The following is a 17,989-nucleotide window of genomic DNA, read 5'->3' as shown; positions in this document are numbered from 1 at the left end:
GGCATCGGTCCGTGACCTGCGCCACTTAGGATGTACGTGGCCGATTGGCCCTCCATGTGACTGGTTAAAGTCCGACCCGACCCGCTTCCGACGTCGGGCCGCCAACAAAGACGTTGTCATCACAACGCAGACGAGACGGTGAGTACATGGATCTCTTCGAATATCAGGCGAAGGAGCTCTTCGTTAAGCACGGAGTGCCTTCGTCCGAGGGCCGCGTCACGGACACGGCCGAGGACGCCCGCGCGATCGCGGCGGAAATCGGCAAGCCGGTGATGATCAAGGCCCAGGTCAAGGCCGGTGGCCGCGGCAAGGCGGGTGGCGTCAAGTACGCCGCCACCCCGGACGACGCGCTCACGCACGCGCAGAACATCATCGGCCTGGACATCAAGGGCCACATCACCAAGAAGATCCTCGTCGCCGAGGCCAAGGACATCGCGGAGGAGTACTACATCTCCTTCCTGCTGGATCGGGCCAACCGGACCTACCTGGCCATGTGCTCGGTCGAGGGCGGCATGGAGATCGAAGAGGTCGCCGCGACCAAGCCGGAGCGGCTGGCGAAGGTTCCGGTCGACGCGGTCAAGGGCGTCGACCTTGCGTTCGCGCGCTCGATCGCCGAGCAGGGCCACCTGCCCGCCGACGTGCTGGACGCCGCGGCCGTGACCATCCAGAAGCTGTGGGAGGTGTTCGTCGCGGAGGACGCCACCCTGGTGGAGGTCAACCCGCTGGTGCGCACCCCGCAGGACGAGATCCTGGCGCTGGACGGCAAGGTCACCCTCGACGAGAACGCCGGATTCCGCCACCCCGAGCACGAGGCGTTCGCGGACAAGGACGCGACCGACCCGCTCGAGCTCAAGGCCAAGGAGAACGACCTCAACTACGTCAAGCTCGACGGCGAGGTCGGCATCATCGGCAACGGCGCGGGCCTGGTCATGTCGACCCTGGACGTCGTCGCCTACGCGGGCGAGAACCACGGCGGCGTGAAGCCCGCCAACTTCCTGGACATCGGCGGTGGCGCCTCGGCCGAGGTGATGGCCGCCGGTCTGGACGTCATCCTGAACGACGAGCAGGTCAAGAGCGTGTTCGTCAACGTGTTCGGCGGCATCACCGCCTGTGACGCGGTCGCCAACGGCATCGTGAAGGCGCTGGAGATCCTGGGTGACAACGCGAACAAGCCGCTGGTGGTCCGCCTCGACGGCAACCGGGTCGACGAGGGCCGCAAGATTCTCGTCGAGGCCGCGCACCCGCTGGTGACGCTGGCGCAGACAATGGACGAAGGCGCCGACAAGGCCGCCGAACTGGCAGCCGCCCGATAACGACGGCCGAGTAAGGACGAAAAGAATGTCTATCTTCCTGAACAAGGACTCCAAGGTCATCGTCCAGGGCATCACCGGCGGCGAGGGCACCAAGCACACCGCCCTGATGCTGAAGGCGGGCACCCAGATCGTCGGCGGTGTGAACGCGCGCAAGGCGGGCACCACCGTCGCGCACACCGACAAGGACGGCAACGCGGTCGAGCTGCCGGTGTTCGGCACCGTCGCCGAGGCCATCAAGGAGACCGGCGCCGACGTGTCCATCGCGTTCGTGCCGCCGAAGTTCGCCAAGGACGCCATCATCGAGGCCATCGACGCGGAGATCCCGCTGCTGGTGGTCATCACCGAGGGCATCCCGGTGCAGGACACGGCGTACGCGTGGGCCTACAACGTGGAGAAGGGCGCCAAGACCCGGATTATCGGCCCGAACTGCCCCGGCATCATCACCCCCGGCGAGTCGCTGGTCGGCATCACCCCGGCCAACATCACCGGCAAGGGCCCGATCGGCCTGGTCTCGAAGTCCGGCACGCTGACCTACCAGATGATGTACGAGCTGCGTGACTTCGGCTTCTCGACCTCCATCGGCATCGGCGGCGACCCGGTCATCGGCACCACCCACATCGACGCCATCGAGGCGTTCGAGAAGGACCCGGAGACCAAGCTGATCGTGATGATCGGCGAGATCGGCGGCGACGCCGAAGAGCGGGCCGCGGCCTACATCAAGGCCAACGTCACCAAGCCGGTCGTCGGCTACGTGGCCGGCTTCACCGCCCCCGAGGGCAAGACGATGGGCCACGCGGGCGCCATCGTGTCCGGTTCGTCGGGCACCGCCCAGGCGAAGAAGGACGCGCTGGAGGCCGCGGGCGTGAAGGTCGGCAAGACGCCGTCCGAGACCGCCGCGCTGGCCCGCGAGATCCTGGAGAAGGCCAGCATCAGCGCCTGATCCGATCCAGCACGCACGAAGGCCGCCTCCGAATTCGGGGGGCGGCCTTCGTCATGTGTGGCCGATGGGCTCAGGCTTGGGCAGCAGCCGAGCGTCCTGACCGGCCACGTGTGGAACCGATGGTCTCCGGGCTCGTGCACTTTCCTTCTCATGACACGAGGCAGCGGGACGATCGGTTCACCGGCCTTGTGGATTCCCCGTGCTCGAGAACAGGGCAGTGTGAAAACAGCCACCGCGGGCAACAGTCAGGTAGGCGGTCGGTGGTCTCGCTAGAGGCTGCGGTCGGACACGTCTCCCGAAGCGTGCGGCGACCTGCCGGGACCCGGGCGGATTCGCTCGTCCTGGCAATTGGCGCAGGGTGACCTGGGCCGGGCAGTGCAGTAGCGTCAGAAGTAATCCAGCCGTGAAGACCATGAACGACTCGATTTAGGAGACGACGACATGTCATACCCGACCGGGGGCTCCGGGTACAACACACCCTCGCCCTCAGCGCCATCCAGCCAGAGCCCGGCCGCGGGTGGCGCCAGTTCAGGTTCGAGCGCTACCGGTTCCGATGCCAAAGGTCTGCCGTTCTTCCTGGTGGTCGGCGTAGCGGCGCTCGGCGTGATCAACTTCCTGCTCGGCTTCCTGCCGTTCCTCGGCAGCAAGCCGATCGATCTCGGCGGCAGGCGGGTCAGCGAGCCGGAGACGGCCAACCTGTTCGAGGTGGCGTCCGGCTCGCCGCTGCTCGGACTGCTGCTGCTCGGCGGCCTGCTCGCCGGGCTGTCGTTGCTGCCGAAGCAGAACTGGATCGGCGCTGCCGCCGCGGCCTCGACCGCGGGCTTCATCGCGCTGCTGTTCCAGTCGTTCAACTTCGGTGACGGCAGCGAGCTGAAGGTGGGCGCGTACATCCTGCTGGTCCTCGCGTTCGCGCAGACCGCGGTCGCGATCGCCGCTGCGCTGTTCGACGCGGGCATCGTGAAGGCGCCCGCGCCGCGCCCGGCCGCCGCGCCGAGTGGTTTCGGCCCGGCCGGTTACGGCCAGCAGCCGCCGTCGTTCGGGCAGGCGCAGCAGTCCTTCGGGGGGCAGCCGGGGCAGCCCGGTTACGGACCGAGCGGGCCGTACGGGCAGTCCGGCTACGGCCAGTCCGCCCCGCCCCAGTTCCCGTCGCAGCAGCCTTCGCCCTACGGGCAGAGCCAGCCGAGCTACGGCCAAGGGCAGCAGGGCCAGGGCCAGCAGGGACAGCCCTACGGCCAGCCGCAGTCGCCCTACGGGCAGAGCCAGCCCACCACGGCTTACGGCGCGTCCCCGCAACAGGGATCGCCCTACGGCGCGCAGCCGCGCCCGGACGAGAGCGTGACCCAGCACTTCGGCGGGCAGCCGTCCGGCCAGCAGTCGCCCTACGGCTCGCAGGGCTTCGGACAGCAGCCGAGCCAGCCGAGTCAACCCAGCCAGCCGAGCAAGCCGTTCGGCGGCGAGCAGGGTGGCGATCCGTCCTCCGACGCCACCCAGGCCTTCCGCCCCTCGGACGACAACAACAAGTAACATCGCGCCGCCTCCCCGGCGCGACGGCAGTGTGGCGGATCCTTCCCCGGCGCGCCTGACCCGCTCGCGCTGGGGAAGCTGCCACGCTGAAAAGCCATGAGCTCCCCCAGAACCCCCTCGACGCGGCGAACCGTCGCGTCGCGCGCGCCGCAGTCGCACCCCGATGCGGACGAGGCGGGGTTTCTGTCGCTGACGCCGGAGCGATCCAGGGTGCTCGTCTCGGTCGCGGCCCGTCCCGCCGCATTCGGGCTGACCACTTTCGCCGTCCTCGTGCTCGGCACGCTGCTGACCTCGGGCAGTGATCTCGCGGGCGCCTCGGGTGCGGTCGCCGCCAGCTGGTTGGGCGCGCACCAGGTTCCCCTGGTGATCGGCAAGACCTCCCTCGGCCTGCTTCCGCTGCTGCCGACCGCACTCCTGGTCTGGCTGGCCGGGCGGGAATGCGCCCGGGCCGTGGAACCGGACTGCACCAAGGCCGATCTCGGGTGGGTCGTCGGCGCGGCGGTAGGCGGCCCGCTACTGGTCACGTCGGTCTGCCTCGCCGTCGCCGAAGACGCGTCGGGTGTCATCGCGCTGCAACCGCCGAACACCCTCGCCGCGTTCGGGTGGGTCGCGGTGCTGTACCTGCTGGCCGCCGTCACCGGTATCGCCATCGGTATCCGGCGACTGCTGTTCGTGCTGCTGCCCGTGCCCGACTGGGCCGTCTCCGGGCTGTACGGCGCGGGCCGGTCGGTCCTGCGCCTGCTGGGCTGCGCCACCGCGGTGGTGGTCGTGTCGTTCCTCGCGCACGTCTCGCGGGTCGACGACACCTACCAGGCGGCGGGCAATGCCGTGGGCGTGATCGGACTGACCCTGCTCGCGCTGCTGTACCTGCCGAACCTGGTGGTGCACGCGGTCGGTGTGCTGGTCGGCTCCAGCGCGCATATCGGCGCCGCCTCGTTCAGCGTGTTCTCGGTGGTCGGCGGCCCGATCCCGGCCTTTCCACTGCTCGCCGCGGTACCGACGGGGCCCGCGCAGGGATGGTGGCCGGTGCTGTTGCTCGTCCCGGCCGCGGTCGGCGTGCTCGGCGGGCTCGATTGCGCCCGTACCTCCACCGACCAGATGACCAGCCCCTGGGCGACCCTCAGCTCTGCCGGGCTGGCGTCGCTCGCGTTGGCGGTCGCCGGCGCGGTGGCGGGCGGTGAACTCGGCACGTTCGGCCGGGTCGGGCTGGATCTGCCGATCTTCACGCTGGTCACCTTCGCCTGGCTCGCGATTCCCGGCTACGCGGGTCTGGTGTTCGCACGCTGGTTCCTCGTGCCGTTCGGCGTCCCACCTGCCGACTACACCGATTCGTACGACGACTACGACGACGAAGACGACTACTACGCCGACTCCGACCACGACGACTACTACGCGGACGACGACTACTACGACTACCGCGACGATCGCTCCCTCGACTACGACAGGCCGGAGCTGGAAGACGCACTCGACGCCGAACTCGTCGACGAACCGCCCGCGATCGAGACAGGCGATGCGCACCATGGCGGCCACCCGGCCGACATCCTCGACGCCGAGGTGGTCGAGACGGACCTGCCGGACAGTGACCGGGTGGACGGTCGTTAGGCTCTAACCCGGCGGTGCCGCATCCGTACGCCATACCGATCGATCGCAGGAGTATTACGCTGACGTCCTCGCACGCCCCGTGGAAGCCCGCAGCGGCGCCGGCCACCGTCGTCGTGCTGGCGTCGGGCACCGGCTCGCTGCTGCGCGCCCTGTTGGACGCCGCGTCCGCTCCCGGCTATCCGGCGAAGATCGTCGCCGTCGGCGTCGACCGCACCTGCGCCGCCACCGGCCACGCCGACGCCGCGGGCGTGCCGCATTTCCGGCTGGCGCTGAAGGACTTTCCCGACCGCGCCGCCTGGGATGCCGCGTTCACCGACGCGGTCGCGGCCTACGACCCGGATCTCGTGGTGTCGGCGGGCTTCATGAAGCTGCTCGGCCCCGCCTTCCTGGACCGGTTCGGCGGCCGGATCATCAACACCCACCCCGCGCTGCTGCCCGCGTTTCCCGGCGCGCACGGAGTGCGCGACGCGCTCGCCTACGGAGCGCGGGTCACCGGCTGCACGGTGCATCTGGTGGACGAGGGCGTGGACACCGGCCCGATCCTCGCGCAGGAGGCGGTAGCGGTGCTGCCCGATGACGACGAGGCCACCCTGCACGAGCGCATCAAGGTTGTCGAGCGACGGTTGCTGGCGGAGGTTGTCGCCGCCGTCGCCACGAGAGGCATTGTCTCCGACGGACGAAAGGCAGTTATCCCAGATGAGCAGGTTCTCCGGTGAGTGAACGCAAGCCGATCAGCAGGGCGCTGGTGAGCGTCTACGACAAGACGGGTCTCGTCGAGCTGGCGACCGGTCTGCACGCCGCGGGCATCGAGCTGGTCTCGACCGGGTCCACTGCGGGCAAGATCGCCGACGCGGGCATCCCGGTGACCAAGGTCGAGGACCTGACCGGGTTCCCGGAGACCCTCGACGGCCGGGTCAAGACGCTGCATCCGCGCGTGCACGCGGGCATTCTGGCCGACTCGCGCAAGCAGGAGCACGTCGATCAGCTGGTCGAGCTCGGCGTGGAGGCGTTCCAGCTGGTCGTGGTGAATCTCTACCCGTTCACGCAGACCGTGGCGAGCGGGGCGAGTCCCGACGAGTGCGTCGAGCAGATCGATATCGGCGGGCCGTCCATGGTGCGCGCCGCGGCCAAGAATCATCCGTCGGTGGCGGTGGTGGTCGACAGCCGCGACTACGACGACGTGCTGGCCGCGGTGACGTCCGGCGGCTTCACGCTGGCCGAGCGCGCCGCCTTGGCCGCAAAGGCTTTCCAGCACACCGCGAGTTACGACGTCGCGGTGGCGAGCTGGCTGACCAACGTGCTGGCCGTCGACGGCGAGGCCGACGCGGCGACCCGGTTCCCCGCATGGCTGGGCGGCACCTGGGAACGCTCGGCGGTGCTGCGCTACGGCGAGAACCCGCATCAGGCCGCCGCGCTGTACACCAACGGCGACGGCAGCCTCGGGCTGGCGCAGGCACGCCAGTTGCACGGCAAGGAGATGTCGTACAACAACTACGTCGACGCCGACGCCGCCTGGCGAGCGGCCTTCGACCACGACGACCCGGCCGTGGCGATCATCAAGCACGCGAACCCGTGTGGCATCGCGCTCGGCGCCGACATCGCCGAGGCGCACCGCAAGGCGCACGCGTGCGACCCGGTCAGCGCGTTCGGCGGGGTAATCGCCGCGAACCGCGAGGTCACCGTGGAGATGGCCGAGCAGGTCGCGGAGATCTTCACCGAGGTGATCGTCGCGCCCTCCTACGCCGACGGCGCCGTGGAAGTGTTGCAGCGCAAGAAGAACGTGCGCATCCTCGTCGCCGAGCCGCCGCGGCGCGCGGGCACCGAACTGCGCCCGATCAGCGGCGGTGCGCTGTTGCAGCAGCGCGACGTGCTCGACGCCGCCGGTGACGACCCCGCCAACTGGACCCTCGCCGCTGGCGAAGCCGCCGACCCGCAGACGCTGGCCGATCTGGCGTTCGCCTGGCGCGCCTGCCGTGCGGTGAAGTCCAACGCGATCCTGCTCGCCCACGACGGCGCGTCGGTCGGCGTCGGCATGGGCCAGGTCAACCGGGTGGACGCGGTCGGCCTCGCGGTGCAGCGAGCCGGTGACCGGGCCAAGGGCTCGGTGGCCGCCTCCGACGCCTACTTCCCGTTCCCGGACGGACCGCAGACCCTCATCCAGGCCGGTGTCCGCGCCATCGTCCAGCCCGGCGGCTCGGTGCGCGACCAGGAGACCATCGACCTCGCGCGCGAGGCGGGTGTCACCCTGTACCTCACCGGGGCGCGCCACTTCGCCCACTGACGCAGGGCAGCAGCGAAAGGCCGCGTCGGGCTCCAGGTCCGGCGCGGCCTTCGCCGTTCCCTAGACCGCGCTGAGCACCGCGCGGTTGCCGAGCGGCGCTTTCAGCGGGACCTCCAGCGTGCCGAAAACCGCGATCATCGTGCACATTCGGCCCACCGCATCGGCGCGGGTGCCCGAGCGCAGTTCGACCGTCACCGTCGAATCGGTTTCGGTGACCGTGGCGTCCACGCCGTAACACTCCGGGATCCCGGTTTCGAAGTTCACCGCTATCCTGTCGTCCGCCAACCTGGTCCAGGACCGGAACGGGATCGGATGCGCGCCGACGATGGTCGGGTCGGCGGTGAGTATCGTCCCCTGGTCACCTTTCGGGTCCTCGATCGGTGTGCTCGGCCCCGCGGTCTGCGTCGTGCTCGTTTTCGGTTGTGGCTCCGCGTCTTTCGAGTCGCCGCAACTCGTGGTCGCGAGGCAGGCGAGCGCTACGGCGACAGCTGCGGTCATGCGTCCGGCCGATATCCGATCCATACCGCAACCCTAGTCGCGAGCTCTTTCGCGATCGGTGGCCTCGTGTGGGAACGACAAAGACCCCCGAGTTCCTCGGGGGTCCCTCGCGCGGCGAAAGCCCGACTACCGGCTGGTGAACGGCAGCAGCGCCATCTCACGGGCGTTCTTCACCGCGACAGCGACCTGGCGCTGCTGCTGCGGGGTGAGCCCGGTGACCCGGCGGCTGCGAATCTTGCCGCGATCGGAGATGAACGTGCGCAGCAGGTTCACGTCTTTGTAGTCGACCGTCTCGATACCCGCGGCGATGAGCGGGTTCTTCTTCGGGCGACGGGCCTGCTCGGCGCGAACCTTCTTCGACGGTGCTCGCTTGACTGCCATATGACGGGTTCCTTCTCAGGAGATCAGTGGTTGTCTACCAGCTCGATTTGTGCACACCGGGCAACTCGCCCCGGTGGGCCATCTCGCGCACACGCACACGGGAGAGTCCGAACTTCCGGAGATGACCGCGCGGTCGTCCGTCAGCGGCGTCCCGATTGCGCAATCGTACCGGACTCGCGTCGCGCGGCTGCCGCCGCAGTTCGGCCTGGGCGGCCGCCCGATCGGCGTCCGAGGTGCCCGGCTTCCGGATGATTTCCTTCAATTCGGCGCGGCGGGCGGCGTAACGCGTCACGATCGCCCTGCGCTGCTGGTCGCGCGCGATCTTGGACTTCTTGGCCATCTCAGCGCTCCTCGCGGAAGTCGACGTGCTTGCGCACGACCGGATCGTATTTGCGCAGCACCAAGCGGTCCGGGTCGTTGCGGCGGTTCTTGCGCGTCACATAGGTGTACCCGGTGCCCGCGGTGGACTTCAGCTTGACGATCGGGCGGATGTCGGTCGATTTCGACGCCATGGGTCGCTCCTTCAGATCTTGTCGCCGCGTGCCCGGATCCGGGCCACCACGGCCTCGATGCCGTCCCGGTCGATGGTCTTGATGCCCTTGGCGGAGACGGTCAGCGTGATGCGACGGCCTTCGCTGGGCAGGTAGTAGGTCTTGCGCTGGATGTTGGGGTTCCAGCGGCGGCTGGTCCGCTTGTGCGAGTGCGACACGGACTTGCCGAATCCGGGCGCGCGCCCGGTGACCTGGCAGTGGGCCGACATGCGGACTCCCTCCAGTAGATGACAATCGTTTTCGACAAAGGCTGCCCGGGACTGTACCGTGGTGCGACGGCAAATGAAAATCGTTACCGAAAGGGGCTCCCTGGTGGCTGCTGCGGATTCCACCCTGTTCCCACCCGAGTCCGACCGGAGGACGCCCGTGGTGGTGCTCGCCGGTTTCGCCGGACTCGCCGCGGCGGGCGTGGATCGCGCGGCCGCGGCGCTGGGCGCGGCGCCGGGCACGGTCGTCGTCCGCCACGACCTCGCCCAGTTGCGCGAAGGCATCGTGCACCGCACGGTGCGCACCGCGACGGGGGAGACCTCCGCCGTGCTCGAGCTCGCGCACGGCTGCGTCTCCTGCACGCTGCGGATGGACCTGCTCCCGCTGCTGTGCACCCTCGCCCGGCGTGATTCGGTCGACCGGATCGTGCTCGCGCTCGATCCCGCCTTCGAGGCCGAAGCCGTGTGCCATGCCATCGAGCACGTCGTGGTCACCGGCGTGCACGGTCGCGTTGACGGCCCCGCCGGTCGCGACGTGCGGGTGGACGCGGTGCTCACCTGCTTGGACGCCGGGGCCTGGCTCGCCGACGCGACGGGGGACGAGACACTCGCCGAACGCGGCCTCACCCGCGCCGACGACGACCGCACGGTGGCGCAGGTCGCGGTCGGCCAGGTCGACTTCGCCGACGCGGTGATCGTCCTCGGCGCTGTCGAAGCCCAGGGGGCGCTGCTCGGCGACGCGCGGGCCGATCGGGGAAAACTCGCCGCGGTGCTGGCGCGGCTGGTCCCCGGTGCGCCGGTTGCCTGGATCGACGAGCCGCGCGAACTCACGCCCGCCCGGGTGGAAGCGCTGCTCGCGCGTATACCCGCCGACTCGCGGCGCGGCCGGATCTTCGACGCGCACGCACCGCTGCTGCGCGGCACCCCGCCCTTGACCAGCGACTACGGCGTCGTGCTCGTGGAGTTCGCCGCGGGACGCCCATTCCATCCCGCCCGCCTGCACGAGGCGCTCGACGTGCTGTTCGACGGCGTGGTGACCGCGCGCGGCCGCCTGTGGCTGGCGACCCAGCCCGACGAGGTCGTCTGGCTGGAATCGGCGGGCGGCGGCCTGCGGGTGGGCGGCGCGGGGCGGTGGCTGGCCGCGATGTCCCCGGACGAGCTGGCCGAGGTCGACCCGGAACGCCGCGCGATGGCCGCCCTGCGCTGGGACGAGCGTTTCGGGGACCGGGACGTCTCGCTGGCGATCCTCGTGCACGACGCCGATCCGGCGGAGATCCGGGAGGCGCTGCACTGGGCGTTGGTGGAGGACGAGGAACTGCGGCTGGTCGAGCACGCACCCGAGCTGGTGGCCCAGTGGGAGGACCCGTTCGGGGAGTGGCACGCCGATCCCTGCTCGGACGGCGACGCCGCCCATGCGGTCGAAGACGTGAAAAGCCCGAGAGGAGAGGCGAAATGAAAAAGGGAATCCATCCCGACTACCACCCGGTGGTCTTCGAGGACGTCAGCACAGGCAAGCGGTTCCTCACCCGTTCCACGGCCACCAGCGCCCGCACCGTGGAGTGGAGTGACGGCAACACGTATCCGCTGCTGACCGTGGACGTGACGGCCGACTCGCACCCGTTCTGGACCGGCGCGCACCGCGTGCTGGACACCCAGGGGCGAGTGGAGAAGTTCGAGCGCAAGTACGGCAAGCGCGTCCGAGGGGAGGCCTGACATGGCGGTGCCGAAGCGGAAGATGTCGCGATCGAACACTCGAAGCCGCAGGGCGAACTGGAAGGCCGCACCGGTCGACCTGGTGCCGGTCACCGTCGGGGGCGTCGTGCATCAGGTGCCGCGCAGACTGGTCGCGGCCGTGCGGCGCGGGCTGATAGACCTCGATCGGCTGTAATCCGTGGCAGCGCCTGCGGCACTGCGTGTTCGCGGCACTTGGTGGCTGGCGCTCGAGTGACCGCCGCTGGCTTTCGTCACGGAGGCCTCGGCCACTCGGACGCGAGCCGGGCCGCGAACGGGGAATGCTCGGCCTCTCGCTGCGCTCGAACCGGCGGCGGGCCTGAGTCGTTGCGCCAGGGCAAACGCACTCTGTCGCAGTTGCTTTCCCGTGCGATTCGGCGAGCACGCACGAGATGAGGGTTGGTCGGCGCGAGGATTTGCGAGGGATCGTGCGTCGTGTCGAGCACCACAGTGACGGCCGTACGGACTTCTTCGACGAACCTCGGTGTGGGACTCCGAGTGACGGCTTGCTACTGCTCAACGTTTGCTCTCACAGCGGGCAAACGCGGCGCTGCTGGTCGCTTGTCCGAAAAACCAATGGTCACGTGACCTGGTAACGAACCAACACCTCTTGTAGCTATCAACTAGCTACCGGTATGGACTGCATCACGTCGCACTATTGCGCCCGGCGCGGTTGCGATCAAATAGCTACGCCATGAAATCGATACCGCCGGTTGGTTTTTGGCGACGAAAAAGTCTGCCGAAAATGATGCGCGCGCGGCCGGACAGCGGTACCCTCGTGCTCGAGGGCGGGTTCTCCTGGTTCCCAGGAGAACCCGCTCATCGCCAATCTGAACGGCGTTTCGCCGATCCGGCTCTCCCTATTTCCTTCTCCCGCTGCGGATCTGCGCATCGTCACGGTCGCGGCCGTGTGCGGCTCAGTTTTTCGAGGTCAGCTCCGCGGGACCGGTGTCGCCGTCGGCCTCTCGCCGCTCCGCGCCGTCGTGGCTGCGCAACCCGGCCAAGTCCGCAAGCAGCGCCTCCAACCGCGCCAGCTGCTCACCGACCAGCGCGGCGGGACCCTCGATCAGCGAGAGCGGCCACGGCAGGTGCGGCCCGTCCAACCGCCGCACCTGCTCGGTCAGCTCGGCTGTCGTCGCCTCCAGTTCGCTGATCTCGGTCCGCAATTCGACTATTTGCGTTCGCAATTCGGCGGACTGGTGTTCCAACTCGCCGATGCGTGTCAGCGCGGCGGCCAAACCGTCCACCAGCGTGCGATGTTCGCCGTCCGCGTCGCTGCCCAGCTGCGGCCAGCCGGACAAGCCCGGGCCGCGCAGCTGGAGCTGGATGTCGCGCAGCACTGCCTCTTGTTCCGGATTCACGTCCGGATCCTCCCGTTCGAAGAAATCCACTGGCCGAGATGGGGTCACAGCCGCACATCGCAGTGCCGCCGAGCGTCACCGGGCAACGCATCCGGCGCACGGCGTGTCGACGCTACGGCGGTGGTGAGCAGCTCGCTGGGCAGGCGCCCCTGGCATCGGCTCGCACCGCGAAATCGAACTCCACAGCGCGCGCTGGACCTCCAGTGGCGAAGCCAGGACCGAAACGCATGGCCCCCACTGTAAGTCGACCGGACGGGTCTTCACGGGTCATCGCCGAATCCCGCCGACAACGCTCAGCGCGAATCGAGCAGGCGGTCGACCAGCGCCGCCGCGGAAACCGGACCAACCGCAGCGCGATTCGCCGGCCCGGGCTGCCGCGGGTCAGCTGACGGGCTGCAGCTTCGGTCGGCGCGGTTTCGGCGGGCTAGCGAATTCGCGGCGGTCCGGAGCGATCAGCACCGCGGAGATCGGGACCGCCAGCGACAGCAAGCCGATGACGAACATCGGGAACACGAAGTCGAACAACTCCACACCCTCGGGTACCTTCGCCGACCGGTCCACGTCGAAATGCAGTGCGGCCAGCGCGGTGTAGTACGTCGCGGCCACACCGACGCCGAACAGCAGCACCGTCGCGGCGCGGGCCAGCGGGAACCGCACGGTCTGGAACGACCAGAGCGTCGCGGTCGCGGTGATCACCCCGATCACGGCGGAGACGGCGGCCAGCCAGATCGTCACGTGCACCGAACCCTGGATCGCGATCGAGCCGATGCCCAGGTAGTGCGTGAGAGCGATACCGAGGCCGAGAACCAGCCCGCCGGGCAACAGCAGCGTCAGGCGCGGTGTGCGGCCGATGGTCAGCAGCGCGGCCAGGACCGTCACGATCGACACCACCAGAGCCGCGACCAGGCGGCCCGAGTCGTAACGGATCGCGCTACCCGGCACGCGCAGGCCGAGCATGGCCACCGATGTGGCCAGCCACGCCCCGACGCCGCCGAGCGAGATGGACGCGGAAATCAGCCACACGAGCCGGAACTGAACCGAGCGCGCGCTGTGCACCAGGCACGCGAGGCCGACGACCGCGCCGAGCACGGAGACGCCCAAGGTCAGCGTCACCAGCCAGTAGCCGAGTGCGAACTGATCGACGGACGCGCCGTCGGCGGCGGCCAGCGTCGCGACCTCACGCATGCCGGGCGGTTCCTTCCAGTTCGCTCGCCTTCAGCTGGGCGATCGCGTACTCGGTGACCGCCGCCAGCGCCTGGCGCACCTCGATCGCGTTGCGGGCGTCGATGTCCACGATCGGCACACCCTCGCGGACCGAAAGCGCCTCGCGCAGCTCGGCGATCGGGAAGCGCGGCGCGTCGGGGAAGCGATTCACCGCGATCAGGAACGGCAGCTTGCGCGCCTCGAAGAAGTCGACCGCGGCGAAGCTGTCCTCCAGCCGCCTGGTGTCGATCAGCACCACGGCGCCGATCGCGCCGCGGATCAAGTCGTCCCACATGAACCAGAACCGTCGCTGGCCCGGTGTGCCGAACAGATAGAGCACCAGGTTGCCGGGCAGGATGATCCGGCCGAAATCCATGGCCACCGTGGTGGTTTCCTTCTCCGGCGTCTCGGCGAGATCGTCGATGCCGTCGGAGTAACGGGTCACCATCGCCTCGGTGCGCAGCGGAACGATCTCCGACACCGCACCGACGAACGTGGTCTTGCCCGCGCCGAAGCCGCCGGCGACGACGATCTTCGTCGAGGCGACCCGGTTCTCGAAGCCGTCCGGCCCCGGGGCGCTGCCCGGTCCGATATTCCCACTTGGCCCGGGATTTCCACTGGGCCCCAGATTCCTATAGGGCGCGGAGTCCACGCAATGTCCTCTCCATCAGCGAACGTCGCTCGTCATAGCTCGCCTCTTCGGTCAGGGTCGAATGCACACGCATGGTGCCGTCGACGACGAGGTCGCCGATCACCACCCGCACCATGCCCAGTGGCCGGTCCAGATGCGCCGCGATCTCCGCGACCGACAGCCGATGCGTGCCGAGTCGCAGTATCTCGGTGCGGATGTCGCCGGTCGGCCAGTCGAGATGTGCAGTGTACGACAAGGTTTCGATGACCGCCTCCAGCGGCAGGTCGATCGCCGGTTCGGTACGCCCGGAGGTCAGGGCGTACGGCCGGACGCGGGTGGTTGGTCGTGGTCCGGGGCCGTATGGGTTGGACATCTCACACTCAGACGGCGGTACGGGCGGTGGCGGTGACCACCGAGCCCACCCGATCGACCAGCAGCGCCATCTCGTAGCCGATGCGACCGATGTCGTGCGACTTGTTCGCCAGCACGGCCAGGTGGGAGCCGTTGCCGACGCTCATCACCAGCAGGTAGCCGCGCTGCATCTCCACGATGGACTGCATCACCTTGCCGCCGTCGAAGAGGGAAGCCGCGCCCATGGAGAGGCTGGCCAGACCGGCGGTGACGGCGGAGAGCTGCTCGGCGCGGTCGCTGGGCAGATGCGGGCTGGTGGCCTGCAGCAGGCCGTCCGCCGACACCAGTACCGCGTGGGACACGCCGGGCACATCCCGGGTGAAGCGGGCGACCAGCCAGTTCAGATTCTCGTCCGTGGTGCTGTTGTTCGCGTTGGTCATGCAAGCCCTCCGTCGTTGTACTGCGCATTGGCCCGCCCGCTGCGGACCCCACTGAGATGCCTGGTCAAGTTGTTGCGAATTTCTTCCGGGTCACGCGTTCCGGCATCCTCCGCCGGCGCCAGGCCGCCGGGCACCAGCTGGGCGCCCGGCCTGCGGATCGGCAGCCCGCCCGCGGTGCGCGCGGTGGTCGTCGGATGGCTGGCATCCTCGGCGGCCAGCCAGCCCGCGTCACCAGGCGAGGACCACGTGCTGTCCGACGATTGCGCGGTCGAGGGCTCGACCAGCCACTCCGAGACCATGCGTTGGTAGATCGGGGTGGGCGAGGCGCCGGCCACCGGCTGCAGCCGGGATGAGGTGACCGTCGCGGGTTCGGGTGCCACCTCCTGCGGTGGGTCGGCGGGTGCGGTGGACGGCTTGCGGATCGGAAGACCCGAGCGTGCGGTGGTCTGCGGTGCGACGCTGTCCCTCGCCACCACCGGATTCGGTCCGGTGGCCGGCTCGTCGTCCTGGATCTCGGTCCACAGATCGGTGGGCGCGGGCTGCTGTTCGGCGTCGCCGGACTGTTCGCTCCCGGCCGACGGCAGCGGACCGAACGGACCGGTCGGGGGGCGATCGGTCTCCGTGCGTGGAGCGAGCACCGGCCAGGGTTGGGTGGGCGGTTGGTCCGCCGGATTGACCGCGCGGCCGACCGGCGCGGAGACCGCGGGCTGGTCGGGAGAATCGGCGACCCGGATGGCCGGACGACGCTGGGGCAGCCCGGAACTCGTCACGCCGAAGCGCGCGGCGTCGCGCTGCGGCAGGCTCGGCACCGGTACGAGATTGCGGGGCTGCGCTCCGGTGGGCGACGAGGCGAGCGTCGGCAGCTGATGGTCGGCGGTGAGATCGAGGGGCTTGCCCGCCGGATCGGTGGCGTCCATCGGCGGCGCGACCAGAGCGCCGGGCAGGTGCACGCTGGCGGTGATGCCGGGCTGCTGCGCCATCGTCGAGGTGCGGCGCAGGCTGACCGTGATGGTGTGGCGTTTGGCCAGCCTGCCGACGACGAACAGACCCATCCGGCGCGCCGTCTCGACGGTGACCTCACCACCGGAGGCCAGCCGGTCGTTGGTCGTCTGCAGGTCTTCCAGGGACATGCCGAGGCCGCGGTCGGTGATCTCGATCAGGTAGCCGCCGTCCACCGCGCGCGACACCATCACCGTGACGGGGGTGGTCGGCGGGGAGTAGCGCAGCGCGTTGTCGATCAGCTCGGCGAGCAGGTGCTCGATGTCGACCGCTGGCTCGCCCGCGACGATGCCGTCGGGCACCGTGCCGATCTCGACCCGCTGGTAGTCCTCGACCTGGGAGACCGCGCTCCAGAGCATGTCCGACAGGTGCACCGGGTGCAGCTGGCCGCGGCGCAGCGCGGTGCCCGCGAGCACCAGCAGGTTGTCGCCGTTGCGGCGCATGCGGGTGGCCAGGTGGTCGAGGCGGAACAGGCTCTGCAGCCGCTCGGTGTCGTCCTCGTCGTGTTCGAGATCCTCGATCAGTGCCAGCTGCTGCTCGACCAGCGATTGGCTGCGGCGGGAGAGGGTTTCGAACATGTTGCCGATCTGCAGGCGCAGCCGGGCCTGGTCGGCGGCGAGGTTGAGCGCCTGCTCGTGGATCTCGTCGACGGCGCGGGCCAGCTGGCCGATCTCGTCGGTGGTGTGCACGGCGACCGGGGTGATCTCCGGTGTGGTGCCGCCGGCGCGCACCACGGCGAGCTCGTCGGGCAGCTTGATGTGCGCCACCTCGAGCGCGTCGCGCCGCAGCCTGCGGACCGGGACGACCAGGGTGCGCGCCACCGACAGGGCCAGCGCCAGGCCCGCAAGCAGCATGCCGATGACGATCGTCGTCTCGCGCAGCGCGCCGATCTGCGCCTCGGTGGTTCGATCGGCCAGCGCGGCGTCGATCGTGTCGATCAGCTGCGCGGTGGTCTTCTCGTAGGTGTCCGAACTGATCTGCAGCGAATCGAGGACGGCCGGGTTGGTCGCCGGGTCGGCGACGTTCTGGCTGAACGTGCCGAGGCGGGTCTGCACCGCGTCCAGCAGCGGGCGCATATTTCCCGCGTAGTCCGGCAGGATCTGCGCGTACTGGTAGATCATGGTGATCTCGGCGCCCGCGGCGACCAGCACGCGCGGGCGCACGCTGGTGTTGCGGCCCGCGTCCGGGGAGCCGATCAGCATGCGCTGCTGGGTGAGCACGCGCCGTGCGGTCTGCACCGACGCCAGCTGCAGGAAGTACCGCTGGATCACCAGGTCGTCCACGGAGGGTGACAGCGCGAGCGCGTTGCCGATGCGCACCATGATCTCGTCGGACTGCTCGCCGACCATCGCGGGCGAGCCGTTGCGCAGGCTGTTGCGCATCGTGGTGCCGGTCGCGATGGCCGAGGCGAGCTCGGAGGTGACCCTGGTGCTGGCCTTGGTGTTCTGCAGCGCCGCTTCCAGCTCGGCCAGCGCCTGGTCGAACTTCGTCAGCGCCGCGTCGGTCTGCGGGTCGGCGGTGTTGCCCCAGGTGGCCGTCGCGGTGACACCGAGGTGCTCGGTGGCGGTACCGAACTTGACGATCGGACGGATGATGATGGCTTGTTCGGTGGCCGCGTCCAACTGCGTCATGGTACGCAGTTCGTTGTTGATTCGGAGCACGGCGAAGACGGTGGCCAGCAGCACCGGAAGCACGAGCACCACGCCGACCTTGCGGGTGACCGACCAGTTCGACAGGCTGAATTGCCAGGACCGCGGTGCAGCTTCCATCCGCTTCCGTCGCCTCCGCTTCACCAGTGACCTCGGTTGCGCGTGGCTGTTCAGTATTGATTCAACCCGCAAAGAACCAACTAGAGGTCTTCTTTTTACCGCACGGAACATACCGTGCAGAGTGGTCATCGGCAATCCGGGGGAGTCGGTACGCAAATTGTCGAATATGGCTATAGAGAACGTCTTTCGCGGTGGAATGCGTTAAGGA

20 protein-coding genes are annotated in these 17,989 nt (G+C 69.1%); 9 read left to right on the top strand and 11 right to left on the bottom strand.

The window, feature by feature from the left end; genetic code table 11:
* Positions 1–146 precede the first annotated feature (146 nt).
* From sucC to purH, 6 genes are all read left to right on the top strand, one after another.
* Positions 147–1,313, top strand: coding sequence for an ADP-forming succinate--CoA ligase subunit beta (gene sucC / locus ON34_RS23085; RefSeq protein ID WP_040782763.1), 1,167 nt, complete (start codon positions 147–149; stop codon positions 1,311–1,313).
* Positions 1,314–1,338: 25 nt separating this feature from the next.
* Complete coding sequence (sucD, locus tag ON34_RS23080; protein ID WP_040782761.1) at positions 1,339–2,253, top strand: succinate--CoA ligase subunit alpha; 915 nt, start codon at positions 1,339–1,341, stop codon at positions 2,251–2,253.
* Positions 2,254–2,694: 441 nt separating this feature from the next.
* Complete coding sequence (locus ON34_RS23075; protein ID WP_040782759.1) at positions 2,695–3,777, top strand: DUF5336 domain-containing protein; 1,083 nt, start codon at positions 2,695–2,697, stop codon at positions 3,775–3,777.
* Between the two features lie 96 nt (positions 3,778–3,873).
* A complete protein-coding gene (locus ON34_RS36230; protein WP_040782757.1) occupies positions 3,874–5,379 on the top strand; it encodes a cell division protein PerM in 1,506 nt (501 codons plus the stop codon).
* A 53-nt stretch (positions 5,380–5,432) separates the two neighbouring features.
* On the top strand, positions 5,433–6,095 hold the full coding sequence (gene purN / locus ON34_RS23065; RefSeq protein ID WP_373291973.1) for a phosphoribosylglycinamide formyltransferase: 663 nt from the start codon (positions 5,433–5,435) through the stop codon (positions 6,093–6,095).
* Positions 6,092–7,660, top strand: a complete 1,569-nt coding sequence (gene purH, locus ON34_RS23060) for a bifunctional phosphoribosylaminoimidazolecarboxamide formyltransferase/IMP cyclohydrolase (protein ID WP_040782754.1) — start codon at positions 6,092–6,094, stop codon at positions 7,658–7,660. The genes purN and purH overlap by 4 nt, the downstream gene beginning before the upstream one ends.
* A 60-nt stretch (positions 7,661–7,720) precedes the next feature.
* Here the strand turns inward: purH and ON34_RS23055 are convergent, their stop codons facing one another.
* From ON34_RS23055 to rpmB, 5 genes are all read right to left on the bottom strand, one after another.
* The gene (locus tag ON34_RS23055; protein ID WP_040782751.1) at positions 7,721–8,182 is read right to left on the bottom strand and encodes a hypothetical protein; all 462 of its coding nucleotides are present in this window, start codon (positions 8,180–8,182) and stop codon (positions 7,721–7,723) included.
* A 102-nt stretch (positions 8,183–8,284) separates the two neighbouring features.
* Positions 8,285–8,539: a 30S ribosomal protein S18 gene (rpsR, locus tag ON34_RS23050; RefSeq protein WP_011211513.1), complete on the bottom strand. Its 255-nt coding sequence runs from the start codon at positions 8,537–8,539 to the stop codon at positions 8,285–8,287.
* A 34-nt stretch (positions 8,540–8,573) separates the two neighbouring features.
* A complete protein-coding gene (gene rpsN, locus ON34_RS23045; protein WP_040782746.1) occupies positions 8,574–8,879 on the bottom strand; it encodes a 30S ribosomal protein S14 in 306 nt (101 codons plus the stop codon).
* Between the two features lies 1 nt (position 8,880).
* Complete coding sequence (rpmG, locus tag ON34_RS23040) at positions 8,881–9,051, bottom strand: 50S ribosomal protein L33 (RefSeq protein WP_019049259.1); 171 nt, start codon at positions 9,049–9,051, stop codon at positions 8,881–8,883.
* Between the two features lie 11 nt (positions 9,052–9,062).
* Entirely contained in the window at positions 9,063–9,299 is a 237-nt protein-coding gene (rpmB, locus tag ON34_RS23035) for a 50S ribosomal protein L28 (RefSeq protein ID WP_040782740.1), read from the bottom strand.
* A gap of 103 nt (positions 9,300–9,402) precedes the next feature.
* Here rpmB and mrf point away from each other — a divergent pair, with 103 nt between their 5' ends.
* Genes mrf through rpmF form a run of 3 tightly spaced genes read left to right on the top strand, consistent with a single transcriptional unit; the run spans position 9,403 to position 11,184 of the window.
* The gene (mrf, locus tag ON34_RS23030) at positions 9,403–10,752 is read left to right on the top strand and encodes a ribosome hibernation factor-recruiting GTPase MRF (RefSeq protein WP_245548153.1); all 1,350 of its coding nucleotides are present in this window, start codon (positions 9,403–9,405) and stop codon (positions 10,750–10,752) included.
* Positions 10,749–11,009 (top strand): type B 50S ribosomal protein L31, encoded by a 261-nt coding sequence (locus ON34_RS23025; protein WP_040782738.1) that lies wholly within the window; start codon positions 10,749–10,751, stop codon positions 11,007–11,009. The genes mrf and ON34_RS23025 overlap by 4 nt, the downstream gene beginning before the upstream one ends.
* Before the next feature lies 1 nt (position 11,010).
* Positions 11,011–11,184: a 50S ribosomal protein L32 gene (gene rpmF / locus ON34_RS23020; RefSeq protein ID WP_040782737.1), complete on the top strand. Its 174-nt coding sequence runs from the start codon at positions 11,011–11,013 to the stop codon at positions 11,182–11,184.
* 760 nt (positions 11,185–11,944) lie between these two features.
* Here rpmF and ON34_RS23015 read toward each other — a convergent pair.
* The 6 genes from ON34_RS23015 to ON34_RS22990 all read right to left on the bottom strand — a co-directional run bounded on the left by ON34_RS23015 (position 11,945) and on the right by ON34_RS22990 (position 17,910).
* The gene (locus tag ON34_RS23015; protein WP_157172379.1) at positions 11,945–12,388 is read right to left on the bottom strand and encodes a coiled-coil domain-containing protein; all 444 of its coding nucleotides are present in this window, start codon (positions 12,386–12,388) and stop codon (positions 11,945–11,947) included.
* Between the two features lie 381 nt (positions 12,389–12,769).
* Positions 12,770–13,573 (bottom strand): MHYT domain-containing protein, encoded by an 804-nt coding sequence (locus ON34_RS23010; RefSeq protein ID WP_051022994.1) that lies wholly within the window; start codon positions 13,571–13,573, stop codon positions 12,770–12,772.
* Positions 13,566–14,183: a GTP-binding protein gene (locus ON34_RS23005; protein ID WP_051023006.1), complete on the bottom strand. Its 618-nt coding sequence runs from the start codon at positions 14,181–14,183 to the stop codon at positions 13,566–13,568. The genes ON34_RS23010 and ON34_RS23005 overlap by 8 nt, the downstream gene beginning before the upstream one ends.
* A 40-nt stretch (positions 14,184–14,223) precedes the next feature.
* Positions 14,224–14,595, bottom strand: a complete 372-nt coding sequence (locus ON34_RS23000) for a DUF742 domain-containing protein (RefSeq protein ID WP_040782732.1) — start codon at positions 14,593–14,595, stop codon at positions 14,224–14,226.
* A gap of 7 nt (positions 14,596–14,602) precedes the next feature.
* Positions 14,603–15,013, bottom strand: a complete 411-nt coding sequence (locus tag ON34_RS22995; protein ID WP_039801134.1) for a roadblock/LC7 domain-containing protein — start codon at positions 15,011–15,013, stop codon at positions 14,603–14,605.
* Positions 15,010–17,910: a sensor histidine kinase gene (locus tag ON34_RS22990; RefSeq protein WP_245548152.1), complete on the bottom strand. Its 2,901-nt coding sequence runs from the start codon at positions 17,908–17,910 to the stop codon at positions 15,010–15,012. Before ON34_RS22990 ends, ON34_RS22995 begins: the two co-directional genes overlap by 4 nt.
* Positions 17,911–17,989 lie beyond the last annotated feature (79 nt).

This window comes from Nocardia pneumoniae NBRC 100136, from assembly GCF_000308755.1.
Classification (GTDB): Bacteria; Actinomycetota; Actinomycetes; order Mycobacteriales; family Mycobacteriaceae; genus Nocardia; species Nocardia pneumoniae.
This window is presented reverse-complemented; position numbering and strand designations above follow the sequence as displayed.